Genomic DNA, 19,377 nt, shown 5'->3' with positions numbered 1-19,377 from the left:
AAAAATTTAAAAAAAATTAAAATTTAAAAATGTATATTATTTAAATTTTATAAATAACTACAACAAAATGAAAAAACAGAAATTAAAAATAAGGAGAAAAAATTATGAAATTAAAAATAGCCATTCTATCAGTTTTAACTGCAATTTTTTCAAATGCAGCAAGTATTGATTATTTATCAAATAATTCAGCCTCATACTTTCAAAATCCATCTCAAACAGGACAAATTTCTGTAGAAGGTGCCTTTTATAATCCAGCAGGAACTGCTTTTTTAGATGATGGAACTTATATTAATGCAAATTTACAAAATTCAATGATTGATGAATCAATGACATTAAATGGGAAAAAATTAAAATCACATAGATATGCAGGAGCACCTTCATTTAATCTTTTATACAAAAAAAATAATTACTCATTTTTTGGAAATCTAAGCGTTATTGCAGGCGGAGCTACTCTTCGTTATAACGATGGAGTTGCTGGAATTGAACTGGCTGGAGAAACTTTTAACAATATTACTGGAGGAAAGCTCGGAGCGAAAGTTGTAAAAAACCGTTTTACAGGACAAAACCGTTACTATCAGCTAATGCTCGGAAGTGCCTATAAATTCAACGATACTTTCTCAATGTCAGGCGGTCTTAAATACGTTTATGCTCACAGAAAATTAGATGGGGAAGCACAATACAGTTATAATCCACTTGTAGGAGCAGCTATCGGTCTTAACAAAAATTATTTATCAATGAACTCAAAACGTAATGCCCAAGGAATTGGAGGAATCATCGGATTTGACTACAGACCTACTGATACTTTAAATTTTGCAGTAAAATATGAAACACCTGTAAAATTAAAATTTAAGTCAAAAGCTCAGGAAAATAATAAAATGCTTCTTGCAGGACGACCTTTAGGAATTTCATTCTTCTATCCAGAATATGCAGATGGAGTTAATTTAAGACGTGACTTGCCAGGAGTTTTGGCATTAGGAGTTTCAAAAGATGTAAACAAATGGACTTTTTCTGGCGGATATACACATTATTTCAACAAAGCCGCAAAAATAGACAGATTTAAATATAATGACGGATATGAAGTAAACTTTGGAGCAGACTATAGAATTAATGATAAATTTACTTGGCATGCCGGATTCAACTATGCAGACACTGGAGCCAAAAAAGAATCATTCTCTGATGTAGAATATGCGATAAATTCTCAAATTTACGCAACTGGTCTTACTTATAAACCAACAGAATCTTCAGAATGGAAATTTGGACTAGCACATGTAAACTATAATTCTTCCAACGGAAAACGTGAGAAAACTTCCCTTCCAGGAGTTACTATTGATAAATCAAAAGTAAAATATGATAAAAACGTAAATGTATTCACAATTGGATACACACATAAATTTTAAAATCTAAACTTCTTTAATCTTTATGATAATAATCGCAAAAATCATAATCCATTATAAAATAAAAATTAGTCATTAGACTTGTTCAATTTGAAATTTAATAAAATAAATATTCTAAAGCAAGGGGGCTTAACCCCTTGTTAAATAAAAAAATTAAGTTATCGAACAAATCTTTTTGGCTATTTTTTATTTTTACTTTAAACTATTTTCACAAATTCAGATAAATTATGAACTACTAAATCTCATTTAAAAAACAAAATTAGACTACTTGCTATTTTGAACTTTTGCCAAAAATTCATAATTAATTCACTATTTAAATGTGAATGAAAAAGAAAAAGTAAAAAAATAAATAGAAAAAACTTCTAATTTATGTTACACTTTAAAAGTAAAAAATTTTAATGCAAAAGAGGGAAAAATATGGAAAAAAGAACTGAAAAATTATCAAGAATCTTAAATGAACTGAATATTGATGGACTATTTATTACAGATTTGTATAATCTTCGATATTTTACTGGATTTACTGGAACTACTGGAGTTGCTCTTGCGACAAAATATGGAAATTTTTTCTTTTCGGATTTTAGATATAAAACACAAGCTACTAGAGAAGTTACTGAAATGGGATTTGAATTTGTTGAAGTTTCACGTGGTTCGCTTCAGACAGTTGGAGAATATATAAAGAAATTTGGACTAAAAAATGTCGGATTTGAAGATATTAATGTTTCATTCTCGCTTTATCAAACAATTAAAGAGATTTTTAAAGTCGAATTAGCCCCTGTTGGAAATAAACTTGTAATGGAAAGAATGGTAAAATCTAACGAAGAAATTGCTCTTATCAAAAAAGCGGTAGAAATTAGTGATGTGGCATTTTCAGAAGCCTTAAAAATCATAAAGGAAGGTGTTTCTGAAAAGGAAGTCTCTTCATATATGGAATATATTCAAAGAAAATTAGGAGCAGATGACCGTTCATTCACAACAATTTTTGCCAGCGGTTATCGTTCAGCTATGCCACATGGAGTAGCTTCTGATAAAAAAATTCAAAAAGAAGAATTTATCACAATGGATTTTGGAGCATATTATGAAGGATATGTCTCAGATATAACAAGAACTGTTTACTATGGAAACAATATTACAGAAAAACATAAAGAAATTTATAATATGGTTCTAGAAGCCCAATTATTGGGAATCAACACAATAAAAGAAGGTATAATGTCAGATGAAGTTGACAAAACTGTTAGAAATTTCTTTAATGAAAAGGGATATGGCGAATATTTTGGACACGGATTGGGACACGGAATTGGTGCTGAAATTCACGAATTGCCTTATTTATCTTCTGCTTCTCAGATTGAATTAAAGGAAAACATGGTAGTTACCTCTGAACCCGGACTTTATTTTGATGGATGGGGCGGAGTCAGAATTGAAGATGATGTCGTAGTCAAAAAAGATGGAAGAGAAGTATTAAATAAGAGTAACAAGGAATTAATTATCCTATCTTAAAAATATTTTTAAAATTTAAAAATAAAAGTTATATTTTCTTAAAACAAGGGGCCAAGACCCCTTGTTAAATAATATTTGTAGCTATAATTTAAATTATAATATTAAAACTAATTAATACTCCTTGTAAAATAATTTTTAATTTATAGCAAAACTTATTTAAAACTGAACTAAAAAGCTATGGATATTTTGCTCAAACTCTAAATTCATATAATTTTTAATAGTTCAATTTTAAATGGATTCAAGTATAATTCAAAATTCATAACAAATCTTTACATCACAATCTTTTTTCCAAAATAAAAATTGAAATAAAAACCAGTACAAATCCAATTAATTCAACGAAAGAAAATCTCAATCCAAAAATAATTACTGACAAGATTGCCGCAAGCACAGGCTCAAAAGCTGTTAAAATTCCTGCAAGAGAAGAGGAAATGTAATTTAAACTTGCAATGTAGATTAAATATGCAAGGGAAGTTCCTAAAATTACTACAATTATTACTTGAATAATAGATTTTAGATTTACATCTCCTTGTATTTTCCAGATTGGATAAACAATATTTGAAATTATGCTCCCTACTATCATTCCCCATCCAACTACTGTTATACTTCCATATTTTTTCAAAAGTTTTTTGGGATAAATTGAATAAAAAGCAATCATAATTGCTGAAATAAGTCCAAGCAATAATGCCTCTGGCGAAACAGACAAACTTGAAACTTTCCCCTTTGTAGCTATAAATACAACTCCTAAAACCGTCATAAAAAGTAAAATCACTGTTGAAACAGCTGGAACTTTTTTATTTTTTATAGATTCATAAATAAATATAAAAAACGGTGCTGTAAACTGTAAAATTGTTGCAAATGAAACATTGCTTAATTCAATTGTCTTAAAATATGTATATTGAACCAAATACATTCCTGCAGTTCCAAATAAAATTATTCCAATAAAATCCTTTTTATTTTTCAATGGCTTTAAAATAGATTTTTTCTCAATAAAAATGACCACCATAAAAAGCAATATTCCAGAAATTAATGTCCTTGTTGACACCAGCCAATCTGATGAAAAGTTATATTTTTCAAATAAAATTTCTCCAGAAATTCCTGATATAGACCATAAACTTGAAGCTAAACCTGCTAACAACATTCCTCGTAATTTCATTTTTTCTTTCATAGTAATCACCCTTCAAAATTTTTTTATACAAAAAAAATGCCTTTCCAAATAACTTGTAAAAGCATCTTTTTTATATTAAATCTATTTACTATCTTAAAGATTTAATTACTTCAAAGTTACTAATAATTTGTTGTTCTTTAGCAATTTCTTTGTCTAATTGATTTCTTAAGTTTCTATATTCAGCAGCCTTAGCTTTGAATTCTTTTCCGAAGATGCTAGTGTCTTCATTTGCTTCAATTTCAGCAAGTCTTTCGTCAATTTTAGCTTGCATTGCTGTATAATTTTCTAATCTTTGAGATGCTGCATTTGCTTGAGCTTCTTGCTCTCTATATTTTGCATCTTCCATTTGTTGTAATTTTTCTAATTGATTTTCTAAGTTACTTAAGCTGCTTTCAATTGATCCACCTGATGGTTTTGTAGATTTTGCAGGTGCTGCAAATGAAACACTACTTAATACTAATACTCCTAATAATACTGCTAATTTCTTTTTCATACTTTAATCTACGAGAATTAAATATAAATTACTTCTTATCTATACTTTTATCTCTCGTATCTCCTTTCATTTTTTATTTTTATTGATCTCCTTTTAGAGATTTAATGGCATCAAAATTCTCAACTTTTGTTCTTAAAGATTTGATTTCTGAATCTAATGCTTTAACTACAGCTTTATATTGTTTTGCTAAATCAGAATATTGAGCTTTGAATGCTTTTGAATCTGCTGCTGCTTCAATTTTTGCGATTCTTTCTTCAATTTGAGCTTTTTGAGCTTCTTTTTCAGCTAATGTAGTTGCTGCAGCATCAGCATTTTCTTTTAATTTATTATACTCTTGGTTCTCCATATTTACCAATCTTTCGTATTCTGCTTCTAATTGATTAAATCTACCAGTTACTGTTTGAGTTGTTACTGTTTTTGTAGTTTTTGTTTTTGTAGATTTTACAGTTTTGGCAGAATTAGCTGAAAATGATAGAGCACTCAAAAGTACAAATAAAATTCCAACTTTTTTCATGTTTTTGCCTCCTAATTAGTTATCTATTTTAATTATCTTTATATATTATATATCATTTAACAATAATTGTCAATTTTTTATATAAATTAAATATATAAAAAATAATATTGAAAAGGGAACTTCTTGGAAATTATATATTTTTTATATATTTACCAAGCTCTTCGGTCTGTCCCTACCCTGCAAATTTATAATAACATAATTTTTATATTAATTATTTAATATTGATGTTATAGAATGCTTTTTTACCTTCGTAAACAGCTTCTTCAGCTAAATCATCTTCGATTCTTAACAATTGGTTATATTTAGCCATTCTGTCTGTTCTTGAAGCAGATCCAGTCTTAATTTGTCCAGCATTTGTAGCAACTGCGATATCAGCAATTGTATCATCTTCAGTTTCTCCTGATCTATGAGATACTACTGCAGTATATCCTGCTTTTTTAGCCATTTCAATTGCATCTAAAGTTTCAGTCAAAGTACCGATTTGGTTTACTTTAATTAAGATTGAATTAGCAATTCCTTTTGCGATTCCATCAGCTAATCTCTTAGTGTTAGTAACGAACAAATCGTCTCCTACTAATTGCACGTTATCTCCGATAGCATCAGTTAATTTTTTGAATCCATCCCAGTCATCTTCAGCTAATCCATCTTCAATTGATACGATTGGATATTTAGAAGTTAAGTGTTTGTACCATTCAACCATTTCGTCTGAGTTTCTTACAACTCCACCTTCTCTTTTGAATGTATAAGTGTAAGATCCGTCAGCATTTTGAGTTGCAAATTCAGATGAAGCGGCATCCATTGCGAATGTAACATCTTCTCCTAATTTGTATCCAGCAGCTTCAACAGCTTGAGAAATTACATCTAAAGCTCCTTCAGTTCCGTTAATATTAGATGGTGCATATCCACCTTCATTTCCTACGTTAGTAGAATCTCCGTTTGCTTTTAAGATTTTTCCTAAGTGATGGAAAATTTCAGATCCCATTCTTAAAGCTTCTTTATATGTTTTAGCCCCTACTGGTTGAACCATGAATTCTTGAACGTCAACTGCTGAATCAGCATGTGATCCACCATTTAAGATGTTCATCATTGGTACTGGTAATTCTTTAGCATTTACTCCACCTAAATATCTGTATAAAGGTATCCCTAATTGATTAGCTGCTGCTTTAGCTACTGCTAATGAAACTCCTAAGATTGCGTTAGCTCCTAATTTACCTTTGTTAGGTGTTCCGTCTAACTCGATCATAGCTTTATCAATAGCTACTTGGTCTAAAGCGTCAAATCCGATTAAGTGTTCAGCGATAACTTTGTTTACGTTTTCTACTGCTTGTAATACACCTTGTCCTAAATATCTAGATTTGTCACCATCTCTTAATTCAACTGCTTCGTGCACCCCAGTTGATGCTCCAGATGGTACAGAAGCTCTTCCCATTGCTCCACCTTCTAAGAAAACTTCAACTTCCACAGTTGGATTTCCTCTTGAATCAAGTATCTCTCTCGCATAGATATCTTCAATTCTAGTCATTTCTAATTACCTCCATAAATTTATTTATTATAACATTTCTCAACTCTAATTATATCACAATGTGTTCCGATTTTCAAAATAAAATTTCAATTTTTTGAAAAAAATTTGATAAAATTTATTAAAATTAGATAAATAAAAATATTATTACTAATCTTTTCATAAATAATTTTCATTTTATGGTTGCTACTAATGTTTCAGTTTATATTAAAATATATATATATATATTTATTTATTTATTTATTTATTTATTTTATTTATTTTCCTGTCATATACTTATAAAATTCATACGTATCAGTAAAATCCCAATTACCAGTTAGCTTGTAAGAATAATCATGTGCATAAACTTGATTTTTCCCGCCAAAGAACTCATTTTCAGGCATTTCACCAAAATCATAATCACTTTTTATATGATTATAATGTTTATTTAAAAATTTATTATATTTGTCATAATTCTTAAAATTATTAGTTTCAATTTTATCGCTTTGAGTAAAATAAAAAAGTTTTGGAATATCAATTACTTTTCTATTGTTTATAATAATATCTTCTCTGTCTTCATTCACAAGCGTATATTTAGCACTCTGACATGCTTCAATTTCTCCGCCGGCAAGTACAACTTTATTTGCATTTCCACAAAGTTCTAGAGTCGCCCCTTCATAGACAACTATTGTACTGTCAGGTATATTTCCAGTAAGTTTTAGCGTCCCTTCCAGCACTTGAGTTTCTCCCCCATAAAGCAAATCCCCAGTTATAGTCAATTTATGCTTTCCAGCTTTTCTAAGTCCTGGCACATATTTACTAGTTTCTTTATAAAAATTTTCTTCACTTGGTAAATAATTTTGTATCGTCACTCTTCCTGTTATACTGTCGTCATCTTTATCCAAGGCCATAATATAAGTTGATGTCCCGCTTGGCTTGTCACTTAGTCCACTGTCTATATCATTAGTCCAGACCCAATCAGTTTCAGGTTCTGCCCAAAAATAAATGTCATTACTTTTTTTATTAAAAATCTTGTCATACATCCCAGTATAAAATTTATTTTCTTCAATCAGTCCTGCATTCAAATTTGTTGGACCATTAAGCGCCTTTCTTATATCAACAATTCCCCAGCCCATCTGATTATCAAGCCTATCTTTTTCACGATAAGATGTTGTCAAAAGAATTTCTTTAACCTGATGATAAGTCAACCCCTTAAATTTATTCAAAATAATCGCTGCATATCCAGCCGTTCTAGGTGTTGCAAAACTTGTTCCAAATCTATTTGAATCTTCCACTTCACTGTATATATTTCCAAGTGCTACTACTGTATTTCCACGTGCATAAAGTGCATCAGATCCAATTTCATAATTTTTTTGTGACATTGTACATTTGCTTGAAAAATCCGATATTTTTTTACCTCTATAACTTTCATTTAGTAAAACGAGATTAGTTATATCCTTTTTCCCATAAGTAAAACAATTTGCAGCATCAACCATTATTCTCTGACTTCTAAATAATTTTGCAACTTCATCGCTATACAGAGGGAATTTTGCAGTTGCATCATTAAGCAACACTTCAGCATCAGAATCATTTTCATTTTTCTGGGCATTTGGAAGGGCAATTATTAATAAATTTCTGTCATCTGTATTTGTTGTAGCAAGTCTAGGCATATAATTATTTAAAAGCGTTTCATTTATTACATTTCCAAAATACCACGCATTATCTGTCAGTAAATATTGAGAATAATATGGCGTACTTGTACTATACGAAAATATTCCTTCTAACATATTCCATTCATTTTCAGCACCATAATTTATTACTTGGTTCAGATCAAATCCCGTTGTTTCAAGAAAAGTTTTCGTTGCAAGTGTTGTATGATCCTCACCTTCCTGATCTTTCAACGGATGTTTCCCTATTTTTTTCCAATTTTTAGGAAGATACGTTGGTGGCATCTCGCCCCCAACTTCCTCTTCCCAATTATCGTAACCTGTTGTATTATCAGTTATAGCATAGTAAGTTTTACCTTTTTTATACTCATTTTTTTGATATTTTACTAAACTTTCTTTTACATCGTAATCAGATACCTCTGTTTTTTTATCAGTGTAAACTAGCTTTGCCCCAAATATATTTATATTTAAAATTATACTTGCAAGAATTATTAAAAATCTTATTTTCTTCACTTATCACTCCTTTTTATTTCATCCCATAAATTTTCTTCGCATTTCCCGTAGTCACTTTTATAACTTCTTCCACCGAAATTTCCTTAATTCTAGCCACTTCTTCTGCCACATATTTTGTATAAATCGGCTCATTTCTTTTTCCACGGAAAGGAACAGGTGTCAAATACGGACAATCTGTTTCCAGAACAATTTTTTCCAAAGGCAGTTCTCTCACAAGCTCCTTCGTCTTTTTATTATTTTTAAACGTCAAAGTACCACCAATTCCCAAGTAATACCTTTCTAAAAACGGCTTTGCCGCTTCCAAAGAACCTGGATAGCAATGCAAAATCCCGCCAACATTTTTATAATCCTTCAAAACATCAAGTGTATCCTGCAAAGCCTCTCTCGTATGAATAACAACTGGCTTTTTTACCCTTTCAGCAAGTTCCATCTGCTTTCTAAATCCAGCAATCTGAACATCTTTTGGATCTTCCATCCAATGATAGTCTAACCCAATTTCCCCAATTGCAACAACCTTTTTCTCAGTCAATGCCAATCTTTCAAGTTCTTTTTCCACTTCATCATTATATTTTTTTATATCCACAGGATGAACTCCAATTACCGCATTCACAAACGAATATCTATTCGCAAGTTCAATGCTTTTAAGTGAACTTTCCAAATCAAATCCAATGCTCACAATCCCTTCCAGCTCGTCTTCAATCCTTTTCATTACATCATCAAAATCACTTTCAAACTGTTTATCATAAATGTGCGTATGCGTATCAATTATTTTACTCATTTTAACAAGATAAAGTTATTCCAAAATTTTAAAATAACTTCATTTCCTTTCTAAAATTTAATTTTTTTTATTTTATTGTTTTACAATTCTATGAAACATCCATTCTTTATTTACTTTTTTCAAACTTATTGTTACATTCTGATAAGTAAATATTTTTGTAGTTTTAACTTTTTCTATTGTAAAATCACTCATTAGTTGGAATAATGTTGAAACCCACTCAGGTTTTATATTTTTTTTTGGTGTAGTTTTTAAAATTTCTATTGATTTTCCAGTTCTTTCTTTAAACCTCTTAGAAATCTCTCTCATCATTTCATCTTCACTAAAGTTTCTACTATCTAATACAGGAATTTTTATTTCAAGATCTAAATTAACAATGTTGTTTGAAATATATTCAATTTTTTTTATAGAATATTGTGTATTATAAACAAGCTGTTTTGCCATCCCATCAGTTAAAGCCATTCCAAGTCTTTGACTGCTTTGTGTAGTCAATTCTGCCTCTCTAATGCCCGCAGCCTTCTGTTTTTCTACAAATTTTTCAAAAGCCTTTTCTATCCCTGCATTATTTTTCTCAATTTCTGACTGTTGAATTTTCACATTTGGCTTAACTTCCACCTTATAATTTGCAGAAAATCCAAGATTTACTGTTAGTAAAAATAATATTAATATCTTCTTCATTTACTCATACCTCTTCTAATTTATTCACATTATTTTCCAAAATTTTCAAACATAGAATCAAAAATATCAAAACCATCACTTTCTAATGTTTCTTCATCTTTATATTCCCATTTTTTCTGATTTTTTTCCAAAATCATTTTTCTCTTTTCAGTTTCATATTCAAATTGGTTATTATCCAATCTTTTTATCATTTCATTTTGAGATTCAGACATAATTATTACATTTGCTTTCAATTTTTCTTCATTGGACAATTTTTGAATTTTTTCCTTATCTAATTTATAACCCAATTCTTTTGAAACTTTATCTTCAAGTTTTTTGTTAAATTCTTCAGAGAACATAATTTCAAAAATATTCGGAGATTTTTCAATATAAATTATCTCTACTTTGTTTTTTGAAATAAAATTAATATTTTCAATTTCATAAATTGTTTTTTCATAAACTTTGTTATTCATCAAAACATTTGGCATATTCACTTTAAAATTTTTTTTGCCAGTTTCCAAATTAGTATTTTCCGAATATTTTATTACCTTATTTTTACTTTCTATCTTATCAGAAATTTCTTTATTAAAAACTTCAACAACTTTTTCACTTTGATTTTTCATTTCCTCTTCTGATAATTTTAAACTCTTATTTTTTGTAATTTTAAAATTTTCTTTTTTTAATTCAAATGAAAAACTTAACGAAAAAATAACCAAAAATAAAATCATTACTTTTTTCATAAAGCTCCTTTTTTACAAACAACAATGGATATTTGTTTTATCAAATTCTAAATATGCTGAAACTCTTTTAAAATAAAACTATTAAAAATTATATGAATTTAGGGTTTGAGTACAATAGTCATAAATTTTAGGTTCAGTTTTAAAGCAGTTTTACTGTATATAAATTTTCTTATCCAAACCTATTTCAGTTTTTCATATCTTTTAGATAATTCAATTGCCCTTTCTTTAGTCAATTTTATTAATGATTGTGTGTATTCCAGACCGTAGGCTGTTCCACAAAGTTTTTCTCCATTTACAGTTCCACAAAACTTATCTGCCGTTTCTTTTGCCATTTTTTCTTTTCTTTTTATCCATGCTCTTTCTTCATTTCTGAGTTTCAATTGTTCTTTTTTTGACAATTTTGACATTAACAATTCATAAACTTTATTTAATTCCTCATCCCATCCCTTAAAAACAACCACAGCCGCTTCTTTCATTTCAACATTGCTTCCTCCAAAGGACTCCTCTACACTTTTCTCTTTAGTTTCCATTCTATTAATCATATCATTCGTATAACCAGCAAAGCTGCTAATTGTAATCATTAAACTTACAACTACAATTATTAGTTTTTTCATAAAAATCTCTCCTTTTTACTTTCTAATTGTCATTTTCAAAAATATAGAAATTCAAATAAATTATTCAGCATATTTTAGAACACATTCAAATGTTCATATTCTACTCAGGATAATTTAAATTTTCTTCTCGTAAATTCTCCAAAGTTTCTTCCAAAAATCTTTTTGATTCAAAATTAGCCATCGCCAAGTTTTGATCCAAATAATTTCCACATTCAATTGCAGTTGCTCCTGGGATTTCTCCTTTAAATTCTGCCATAAATTTGTAAAGTTCTTTCATTAAGTCAACGATGTCCTTTGATTCTAGTTTTCCTTTTAAAATTACATAAAATCCTGTTCTGCAACCCATTGGTCCAAAATATACAACTTCATCTCTCCAAGTTGGATGATTTCTTAAAAATGTTGCTCCTAAATGTTCCATTGTGTGAAGTTCTGCGATATTTATTACTGGCTCTCTATTCGGCAGCTTCATTCTCACATCAAAAGTTGTGATGTAATTTCCGTTAATTTCATCAATTCTTGACACATAAATTCCTCTGTTTAATTTTTTATGATCTACTGTAAAACTTGCTATTCTTTCCATATTTTCTCCTCCATATTTTTGATATATTTAATAACAAGGGGATAAAACCCCTTGTTTTAACAATATTTACTATAATTTATCTTTCCACTTTTAACGAAGATTCAATTAATAGATCTAGTGTTTCTGAGTAGCTGTATCCTTTTGAAGCTGTACTTTTTGGCAATAAACTTGCAGCTGTCATTCCTGGTGATGTGTTTACTTCCATAAAATATGGTGTTTCTTCGTTTACTACCATAAAGTCAATTCTTGCAAATCCTTCACATTTTAATCCATAGTAGCTATCTTGTGCAAATTTGTTAATTTCAGCTTGTACTTTTTCTGGAAATTCGAATACGTATTCTTTTGCTCCACCTTTTGCATATTTTGATTCATAATCAAAGTAATCTCCAGCAAGAGCTTCGATTCTTATTGTTGGGAAAACTTTTCCACCAATTACTGGCACACTTATTTCCACTCCATGCAATACTTCTTCAATTAAAGCCTCTTTATCCATTCCAAATACAAGTTCTAACCCTTTTTTCAATTCCTCTTCAGTTTCCACAAAACTTACTCCAATACTTGAACCACCATTATTCGGTTTTACTATAAGATGATTTCCTAATTCTTTTTTCAATGTTTCAAAATCAACTGTTTCTCCTATACGAACACTTTTCCATTTTGCAATTCTAACTCCATATTCAGACACAATTCTTTTTGAAAATTCCTTATCCATACAAACTGCACTTGACATTACTCCAGGCCCACTATAAGCAATCCCCAAACTTTGCAAAATTGCCTGTATTCTTCCATCTTCTCCAAACACACCATGTAAAGCAATGTAAGCAAAATCTAAATTCAAGTCTTTTATTTTTTCATAAACTTCCTTTTCAGTATCAATTACAATATCAAAAACTTCATATTTATCTCTATTTAAATTTGCTACAATTTCACTTCCTGTTTTTAGCGACACTTCTCTTTCTGTCGAAACTCCCCCACGTATTACACCTACTCTTAATTTTGACATTCTTTTCATCTCCTTCTTAGTTTATAATTAATTTCAAGTAAAATCCTTTTTCGTAAATTCATATTTTTTTCTGCAAAAATGACATTCTGTCTCGATCTTTCCTTCTTCTTCCAAAATCTTATTAATTTCATCTTTTCCAAGTGTAATTAATCCTTTGTAAAATTTATCCCTTGTGCAATTACACTTATATTCCAAGTCTGATTCTTCCAAAATTTCAAAATCTTCCACATAAATCTTTTTATGAGCACCATCGACATCAGTTTCTTTTTCAAATGCTGAAATATCCTCATAAAGTAATTCTACAATCTGTTCAAGGCTCATTCCACCTTCTAAAAGTTCAGTAATTGTTCTAATTTGCTGCAATTTATTTTCCAATTTGTCAATAAATCCATCTTCCACTCCTGGCAACAACTGGATTAAATAACCGCCAGCCCTTTTCACTTCGCCATTTTCATCTAATTTCACCCCTAGTGCAACAACTGACTTTATTTGTTCAGACAAAAGAAAATAATGGGCAACTATATCAGCGATATCCTCTTCATTTATTTTGGTAACACCAGAAAATGGATCACGTAATCCCAAGTCCTTTATAACCTGCATTGTTCCATTTCCAATAAATCTGATTTGTCCAGTTTCATCCTTTATAAAATTACCATTTTCATCTATAATTTGATGAAATTTTTCCTCTGGATTTCCAATGTATCCCTTTACTTCTCCTTTCATATTCCCAGTTGCAATCATATTTCCATAAGGTCCATCCCCATTTATTCTAACTGATATCAAATCCTTTTCATTCTTTAAATCTTTTCCCATCATAGCCGTTACTGTCAATAGTTTCCCAAAAACAGTTGCTGCTATTGGATCAAGTCCGTGTACTTTCTTTGCCTCTTTTACAAGTTCTGTAGTATCACAGACAAAAAATCTTGCACATTTACTTGTTCCTCTAATTATTTTTGATTTTTCCATATTTTTTACATCCTTCTTTTATTTTAATACTATATTCTGATAAGCCTTTTCCACTTATAAAAACAGGAATTTCTTCCTAAATTTCGCTTATTTGATAGATAAAGAACTCATAATGAATTTATTATTTAAATAGAAATAGTATTAATTTTTATAAATCTGATTTTAAATATATTCCAGCGTATCTTTAAAATCACATTACTAGAATATCATATTCTATACAAAAAAAAGGCAATTCATTTTTCCTTTTTATAAATTTTTACTAAAAAATCTATGAAAATTAAAAAAATGTGCTATACTAAATAAAGGAAAGTATAATTTAAATATATTTATACTTTTTTATTTAATTACTAAAAATTACAAAAAAAATCAGGTTTTTAAAATTTAATATATTGCAAAAAAAATTAAAAAGGAAGAGAGGTTTAATATGGAAAAAAAATCTAAAATAACAGCAATGTTATCTGTATTATTGGTTTCAGCTCCAACTACAGCTAAAAAAATTACGACGTCAAATCTTCGTGACAATACGATGAGATCAACTGCAGTCGAAGTTGACGGGACAAATATAGATAATCTGGAAATATCAAAAAGTGAAAATGATCCCAGTGTTGTCGTATTGGATACAAGCAAATTAAAATTTGACTTTAATAGTGCTACAATAAAGGAAGAATATAATCCTGTATTAGAAAAATTAAAAGATTATATTGAATCTAAAAATTATAAAATTTCAATTACTGGATATACTGATTCTAAAGGAACTAAAGAATATAACAAAGAATTATCTTTAAGAAGAGCTGAAAGTGTTGAAGAAAAATTAATTGAACTTGGACTTCCTCCTGAAAAAATTATCGAAACAAAAGGAAAGGGAGATAGCAATCCAATTGCTTCAAATGATACGGAAGAAGGAAGAACTGCAAATAGACGTATTGAAATTCAATTTATAAATTAATATCCATGCGATTATCAAATTACGCCAAAATACCTATACTATATATGGTAATTGGCGTTTTTTTTACATTCGGCAATCAACTATATTCAAAGTCAATAACCTTAATAAGAAACATAGCCCCTTATTTTGATTTTATACTCGAACCTATTTAAAATTATATAAACTTAGGGATTGAGTAAAATACTCATAGCTTTCCAGTTCGATTTTAAATCAGTTTTGCTATACTAAAAAACAAGGAACTAAGGTCCCTTGTTAAACAACGTAATAATTATACTAGCTATAATCCTGCTCCAAATTCAAATCCTTTTCCAGAATAATTAAACTGAACATTCTTTTCTGGGAAAGGAGTTACTCCAAATTTTAATGAAACTACTGGATAATATCCTAATTTTTTATTATTAGGTTTATCCCATTTCATCCCTGCTCCAATTTCCCATTCAACATTTTCAAATCTATGCGTCAATGTTGCCATTCCTAAAGTTAATTTATTAACTTTTTTAGCATACCATGAACTTTCATAGATTTCAGGATCGGAAGATTTGGGTGCTCCATTTTGTACATATTGTATCTTTCCTCCAACCCACCATGGCTTATCTGGATCTCGTGAAAACATATATTTCCCTTCAAATTCATGCTTTCTAAAATCAAAAGTACTATTACGGGTAGAATTATTACGATATATTCTGTCTGGTCTTTCCATTATAAAAGCATATCTTACAAACATTTTTTCCAGATATCCTGCCTCAACTTTAAAGGTCAAGTCGTTAATTTTATCAAATCCGTTCATTCCACTAGGATTAGCTGCATCAGAACCATCTATTTGTATATCCATACCAATTTGAAAATATTTTTTATTACTTCTCAAACTTTGAAGTTTAGCATTAAAATCATTCAAGCTAAATTTATTCTGACGATAATTCTCCTCCTCCACATAACTCTTATATGCTTCTTCCTCTTCACTACTTAAAAATAGCCTATTATCACTATTTACAACAATATTATCTATATTGGATTTATTGGCATTATTAATAGAAAATTCCCGTGTATTTGAATTTTTTACCATATTTATATCTTTAATCTGGTTTTCTGATTTTATAATTTCTGCTTCCTTATCTTTTTCTTTTTTGTTCAAATCAGCAGCATATCTAGGTTTTGCATTATTTTCATATTTATACAAAAATCCAATCGTAGTATAATCATTTCCACGTATATATCTGTCATCTGAAGTAACAATTGGAGTATTATTCAAATCCCTATATACTTTTTTACCAAATCCAAGATTTACTCTAAAATAATGGTCTGACTCAAATTTTTTATTTTTCATTTTTGAAGTATCATAGACAAATCCCAGCTTATGATAGTTTGTTTTTAATTTTAATGCTGGATATCCAAACGTTGCAACATTTCCATAAATATCATTCGCTTTATTTAATGTATTCGTATATTCAAGTCCCCATTCATTAAAATTGGCTCCAAAACTTCTTTCCTTCAAAGATTCCTTGTATACTTTTTGATTCCAACCAAGGCTAGTATTGTACGGAAATAGCTGTTTATTTTTATCAGAAAATTTATACAAAAAGTTATCTCCAGCATCTGATACATATCCATATTGAATTTCTCTATTAAAATCCCTTCTAGATTTAAAATCCTTAAATTCGTATTCATCATTATTTTCAAAATTAAGACTTACAAAACGTTTATTTGCAATATCAGCTTTAAAGTAATTTCTCACATATCTATTTTTTAACCAGTGATCCTTAAAATGCCTGTCATCTCTCATTGTTAAATTATAGTTAAATGTTACATTTCCTATATGATAATTAAAATCATTTCTAAGTCCAAGTGCATTTGTTGGGATTTCTACAACGTCATACCCTCCATAAGTTGCACTGTCAGCATTTGTCCGCTGAAAACTGACTGTTGCATCATTCGTAACTTTTACATCATATTTATTATTATTTTGGGAGGTATTATCGAAAAATGTTGTAAATAACCTTGTGTCTAATGTAAAAATTCTCATCGAGGGACTTTGTTTTATAGAATTTCCACTTGCATCCCTTGCAACTTTATATCCTGTTTTTGAATTCAGATCTTCTACTTTACGCCCATTTCTAAATTCAGGTACTGGCAAGCTACTATAATCACGATTTTCAAATGCTAAATTATACCCAATAAATGAATTTCTTAAAGGAATATCAATTCTGTCATTTCCCATATTAAACCTTTGTGATCTATACTTTTCATAAATAATTTTTTTAGGACGACGTATTGTTTCATTATCCTCATAAACTTTATAAATACGGCTTTCATCAGTTGTTGCAGAATTAAGAAATAAGGAATTATAATTTTCATTGTCTCTTGTGTAATCATATTCATATTCTTTTTTTATCAACTCAACTTGTTTTGCCTGTGCTCCAAAATACAGCGTATTCGTCAAATTTTGATAACCAGTACGGGGCTGATACCCAAAAAAGTCACTTTCTCTAAATGGATAATAATTTCCAAATGTTAATCCCCATTCCTTTCTCTTATCATAAGCAACATTCTGAACCCAATGAATTGTCTTATCGTCACTACGGTCACGCACTCCTAAAAGTTCACCATATTCATCCTTATCTGAATTAAGATAGTCAAATCTTATTTTTGGACCTTTAAAGTCAATTCCATAATTTCTTTTTTTTCTATATGAATTCAAATCTCCAATATACCCGGGATTAATATCACGAAAATCCTCATTATCTAATGTTATTTCCACATCTTTATTACCATTTGTATATTTTATGCTCTTATACAGATCAACATCTGTTCTACGTGGATCAAGATTATCATCATCCATAATCTTGTCATTTATATCAGTCAATGCTTTTAACGCATGTTTATCCTGCGTCCAGTAATATTTTACGTTAAATTCTCCATTCTGACCAAGTTCCTGATTGATATTCATATCCCAGAAACCAATATGTCTATATTTATCTACAAACGCAGTATAGTCGTCCTTTAATTTTGCACCATCAACTGCATACATTAAATTGGTTGTAATATTTTGATAATTCAAATTCCAGATTCCATAACCTGCATCATAAAATTTTCTATCTTCTTTGGCTTTTTTTGGCACGTTTACAACTTTATGATTCCACTTGAAATCCCATTCCTTTTTATGATTTCCAATTGGCACGACAACTCTGTTTACAAATATATTTCCAGAATTATTTCCCCAAAAAGAATAATCATTTGAAATTTTTAAAGCTAACTTTTCCTTTGTACTTAGCTCAAAATCAACAAATCCCTGTGCAAGTGGACCTAGATCATAATCAAATCCCATAATTCCAAAAAGTCCTCTGTCACTATCCATCCCAACATAAGGAAATAATGTAGCCCTTTGAGTTGACGGCTTTAGAGAAGTTACATAATATGGCAGTTTAAACCAAGTTTTTCCTCCTGCAAAAAGACCAATATTTCTTGCAATAGCTTTTCTATTTGGATAAATTTCTAGTTCATCTGCATTTACTTTATAACTCGGATTTTCATAAGGACTTGTAGTAAACCATCCGTTTTTTATAAAAATTAATTTATTTCCTAAACTTAAAGTTTCTTCACCACCATAACGTAATTTTAAATTAGTATCATAGCTTTCTGAATTAAATATTTTTGCTAATTTTGTATCCATATCAAAAATAAGGTTATCAGCCTTTATAATTTGAGAACCTTGAGAAAATTCAACATTTCCAGAACCCGAGAGAATATTTCTTTTAGCGATTTTTTTTAGTTTATCAGCATTTATCGTATAATCTCCATATTTTACAGTAACATTACCTTCTGTTTCTATTTCTTCCGTTTCCAGATTTATTTTAGATTTTTCTGTTTCCAAATCTATTACTTCCCCAGCAGCATTCAGCTTGCCAAAAAGTATGATATAAAACAGCAAAATAAACAATACTTTATATTTTTTCATCCTTTTCATTTCTTCAACCTTTTATTCTTTATTATATAATATCTTATCAGTCACTAAAATTATATCATACCTCTATGTTTTTGAACCTTTCATAATAAAATTTATTAGCCTTTTAGCCCTTTTTATTTATTCCAAATATTCTTAATTTCCTTGTTATCACAGTTCAAAATCACTCGTATTTGACATACTTAATTATTGTTTTCATTATATCACAAGTGACAAAATGTTTCAAATTTTTTGTCTTTGAGGACAAAGTAAAAATTATATCTCTAAATAATTTATACTATTTTCCATTTAAACAGCGGACTGGTTATATACTCAAACCCATTCAAAATTAAGCCATTAAAAACCATATAAACTTATGGTTTGAGTAAAATAGCCATAACTTTTGAATTCAATTTTAAAT

General features: G+C 29.3%; 16 protein-coding genes. 3 read left to right on the top strand and 13 right to left on the bottom strand.

Annotated elements, in window-relative coordinates; all coding sequences use genetic code 11:
* Positions 1-104: 104 nt before the first annotated feature.
* Together F1564_RS01145 and F1564_RS01140 are read left to right on the top strand one after the other, a co-directional pair.
* A complete protein-coding gene (locus F1564_RS01145; RefSeq protein ID WP_018451331.1) occupies positions 105-1,397 on the top strand; it encodes an OmpP1/FadL family transporter in 1,293 nt (430 codons plus the stop codon).
* 414 nt (positions 1,398-1,811) lie between these two features.
* Positions 1,812-2,888, top strand: coding sequence for a M24 family metallopeptidase (locus F1564_RS01140; RefSeq protein ID WP_018451330.1), 1,077 nt, complete (start codon positions 1,812-1,814; stop codon positions 2,886-2,888).
* 274 nt (positions 2,889-3,162) lie between these two features.
* On the opposite strand, the gene F1564_RS01135 is transcribed toward F1564_RS01140, so the two are convergent.
* The 12 genes from F1564_RS01135 to F1564_RS01080 all read right to left on the bottom strand — a co-directional run bounded on the left by F1564_RS01135 (position 3,163) and on the right by F1564_RS01080 (position 14,073).
* Positions 3,163-4,053 (bottom strand): DMT family transporter, encoded by an 891-nt coding sequence (locus tag F1564_RS01135; RefSeq protein ID WP_018451329.1) that lies wholly within the window; start codon positions 4,051-4,053, stop codon positions 3,163-3,165.
* Positions 4,054-4,141: 88 nt separating this feature from the next.
* Positions 4,142-4,546 (bottom strand): adhesion protein FadA, encoded by a 405-nt coding sequence (locus tag F1564_RS01130; protein WP_018451328.1) that lies wholly within the window; start codon positions 4,544-4,546, stop codon positions 4,142-4,144.
* A 79-nt stretch (positions 4,547-4,625) separates the two neighbouring features.
* Positions 4,626-5,060 carry an adhesion protein FadA gene (locus tag F1564_RS01125; protein ID WP_018451327.1) on the bottom strand — a complete coding sequence of 145 codons (435 nt, stop codon included), beginning with the start codon at positions 5,058-5,060 and terminating at the stop codon, positions 4,626-4,628.
* A gap of 211 nt (positions 5,061-5,271) precedes the next feature.
* Complete coding sequence (gene eno / locus F1564_RS01120) at positions 5,272-6,582, bottom strand: phosphopyruvate hydratase (RefSeq protein ID WP_018451326.1); 1,311 nt, start codon at positions 6,580-6,582, stop codon at positions 5,272-5,274.
* Between the two features lie 254 nt (positions 6,583-6,836).
* Complete coding sequence (locus F1564_RS01115) at positions 6,837-8,738, bottom strand: S8 family serine peptidase (RefSeq protein WP_018451325.1); 1,902 nt, start codon at positions 8,736-8,738, stop codon at positions 6,837-6,839.
* A 13-nt stretch (positions 8,739-8,751) separates the two neighbouring features.
* Complete coding sequence (locus tag F1564_RS01110) at positions 8,752-9,516, bottom strand: TatD family hydrolase (protein WP_018451324.1); 765 nt, start codon at positions 9,514-9,516, stop codon at positions 8,752-8,754.
* A 72-nt stretch (positions 9,517-9,588) separates the two neighbouring features.
* Positions 9,589-10,191, bottom strand: coding sequence for a hypothetical protein (locus F1564_RS01105; RefSeq protein ID WP_018451323.1), 603 nt, complete (start codon positions 10,189-10,191; stop codon positions 9,589-9,591).
* A 29-nt stretch (positions 10,192-10,220) separates the two neighbouring features.
* Positions 10,221-10,910 (bottom strand): hypothetical protein, encoded by a 690-nt coding sequence (locus tag F1564_RS01100; protein WP_018451322.1) that lies wholly within the window; start codon positions 10,908-10,910, stop codon positions 10,221-10,223.
* A gap of 179 nt (positions 10,911-11,089) precedes the next feature.
* Complete coding sequence (locus F1564_RS01095) at positions 11,090-11,524, bottom strand: lysozyme inhibitor LprI family protein (RefSeq protein ID WP_018451321.1); 435 nt, start codon at positions 11,522-11,524, stop codon at positions 11,090-11,092.
* 100 nt (positions 11,525-11,624) lie between these two features.
* The gene (locus tag F1564_RS01090; protein WP_018451320.1) at positions 11,625-12,104 is read right to left on the bottom strand and encodes an S-ribosylhomocysteine lyase; all 480 of its coding nucleotides are present in this window, start codon (positions 12,102-12,104) and stop codon (positions 11,625-11,627) included.
* A gap of 76 nt (positions 12,105-12,180) precedes the next feature.
* Positions 12,181-13,107 carry a D-alanine--D-alanine ligase gene (locus tag F1564_RS01085; protein WP_018451319.1) on the bottom strand — a complete coding sequence of 309 codons (927 nt, stop codon included), beginning with the start codon at positions 13,105-13,107 and terminating at the stop codon, positions 12,181-12,183.
* A gap of 33 nt (positions 13,108-13,140) precedes the next feature.
* Positions 13,141-14,073: an Hsp33 family molecular chaperone HslO gene (locus F1564_RS01080; protein WP_018451318.1), complete on the bottom strand. Its 933-nt coding sequence runs from the start codon at positions 14,071-14,073 to the stop codon at positions 13,141-13,143.
* Positions 14,074-14,497: 424 nt separating this feature from the next.
* Between F1564_RS01080 and F1564_RS01075 the strand changes: the two genes are divergently transcribed.
* Positions 14,498-15,019, top strand: a complete 522-nt coding sequence (locus F1564_RS01075; RefSeq protein ID WP_018451317.1) for an OmpA family protein — start codon at positions 14,498-14,500, stop codon at positions 15,017-15,019.
* 277 nt (positions 15,020-15,296) lie between these two features.
* Here the strand turns inward: F1564_RS01075 and F1564_RS01070 are convergent, their stop codons facing one another.
* On the bottom strand, positions 15,297-18,980 hold the full coding sequence (locus F1564_RS01070) for an LPS-assembly protein LptD (protein WP_026231295.1): 3,684 nt from the start codon (positions 18,978-18,980) through the stop codon (positions 15,297-15,299).
* Positions 18,981-19,377: the final 397 nt, after the last annotated feature.

Source organism: Leptotrichia shahii (assembly GCF_008327825.1).
GTDB lineage: Bacteria > Fusobacteriota > Fusobacteriia > Fusobacteriales > Leptotrichiaceae > Leptotrichia > Leptotrichia shahii.
The sequence above is the reverse complement of the archived record's forward strand: the minus strand, read 5'-3'. Positions and strand labels throughout refer to the sequence as shown.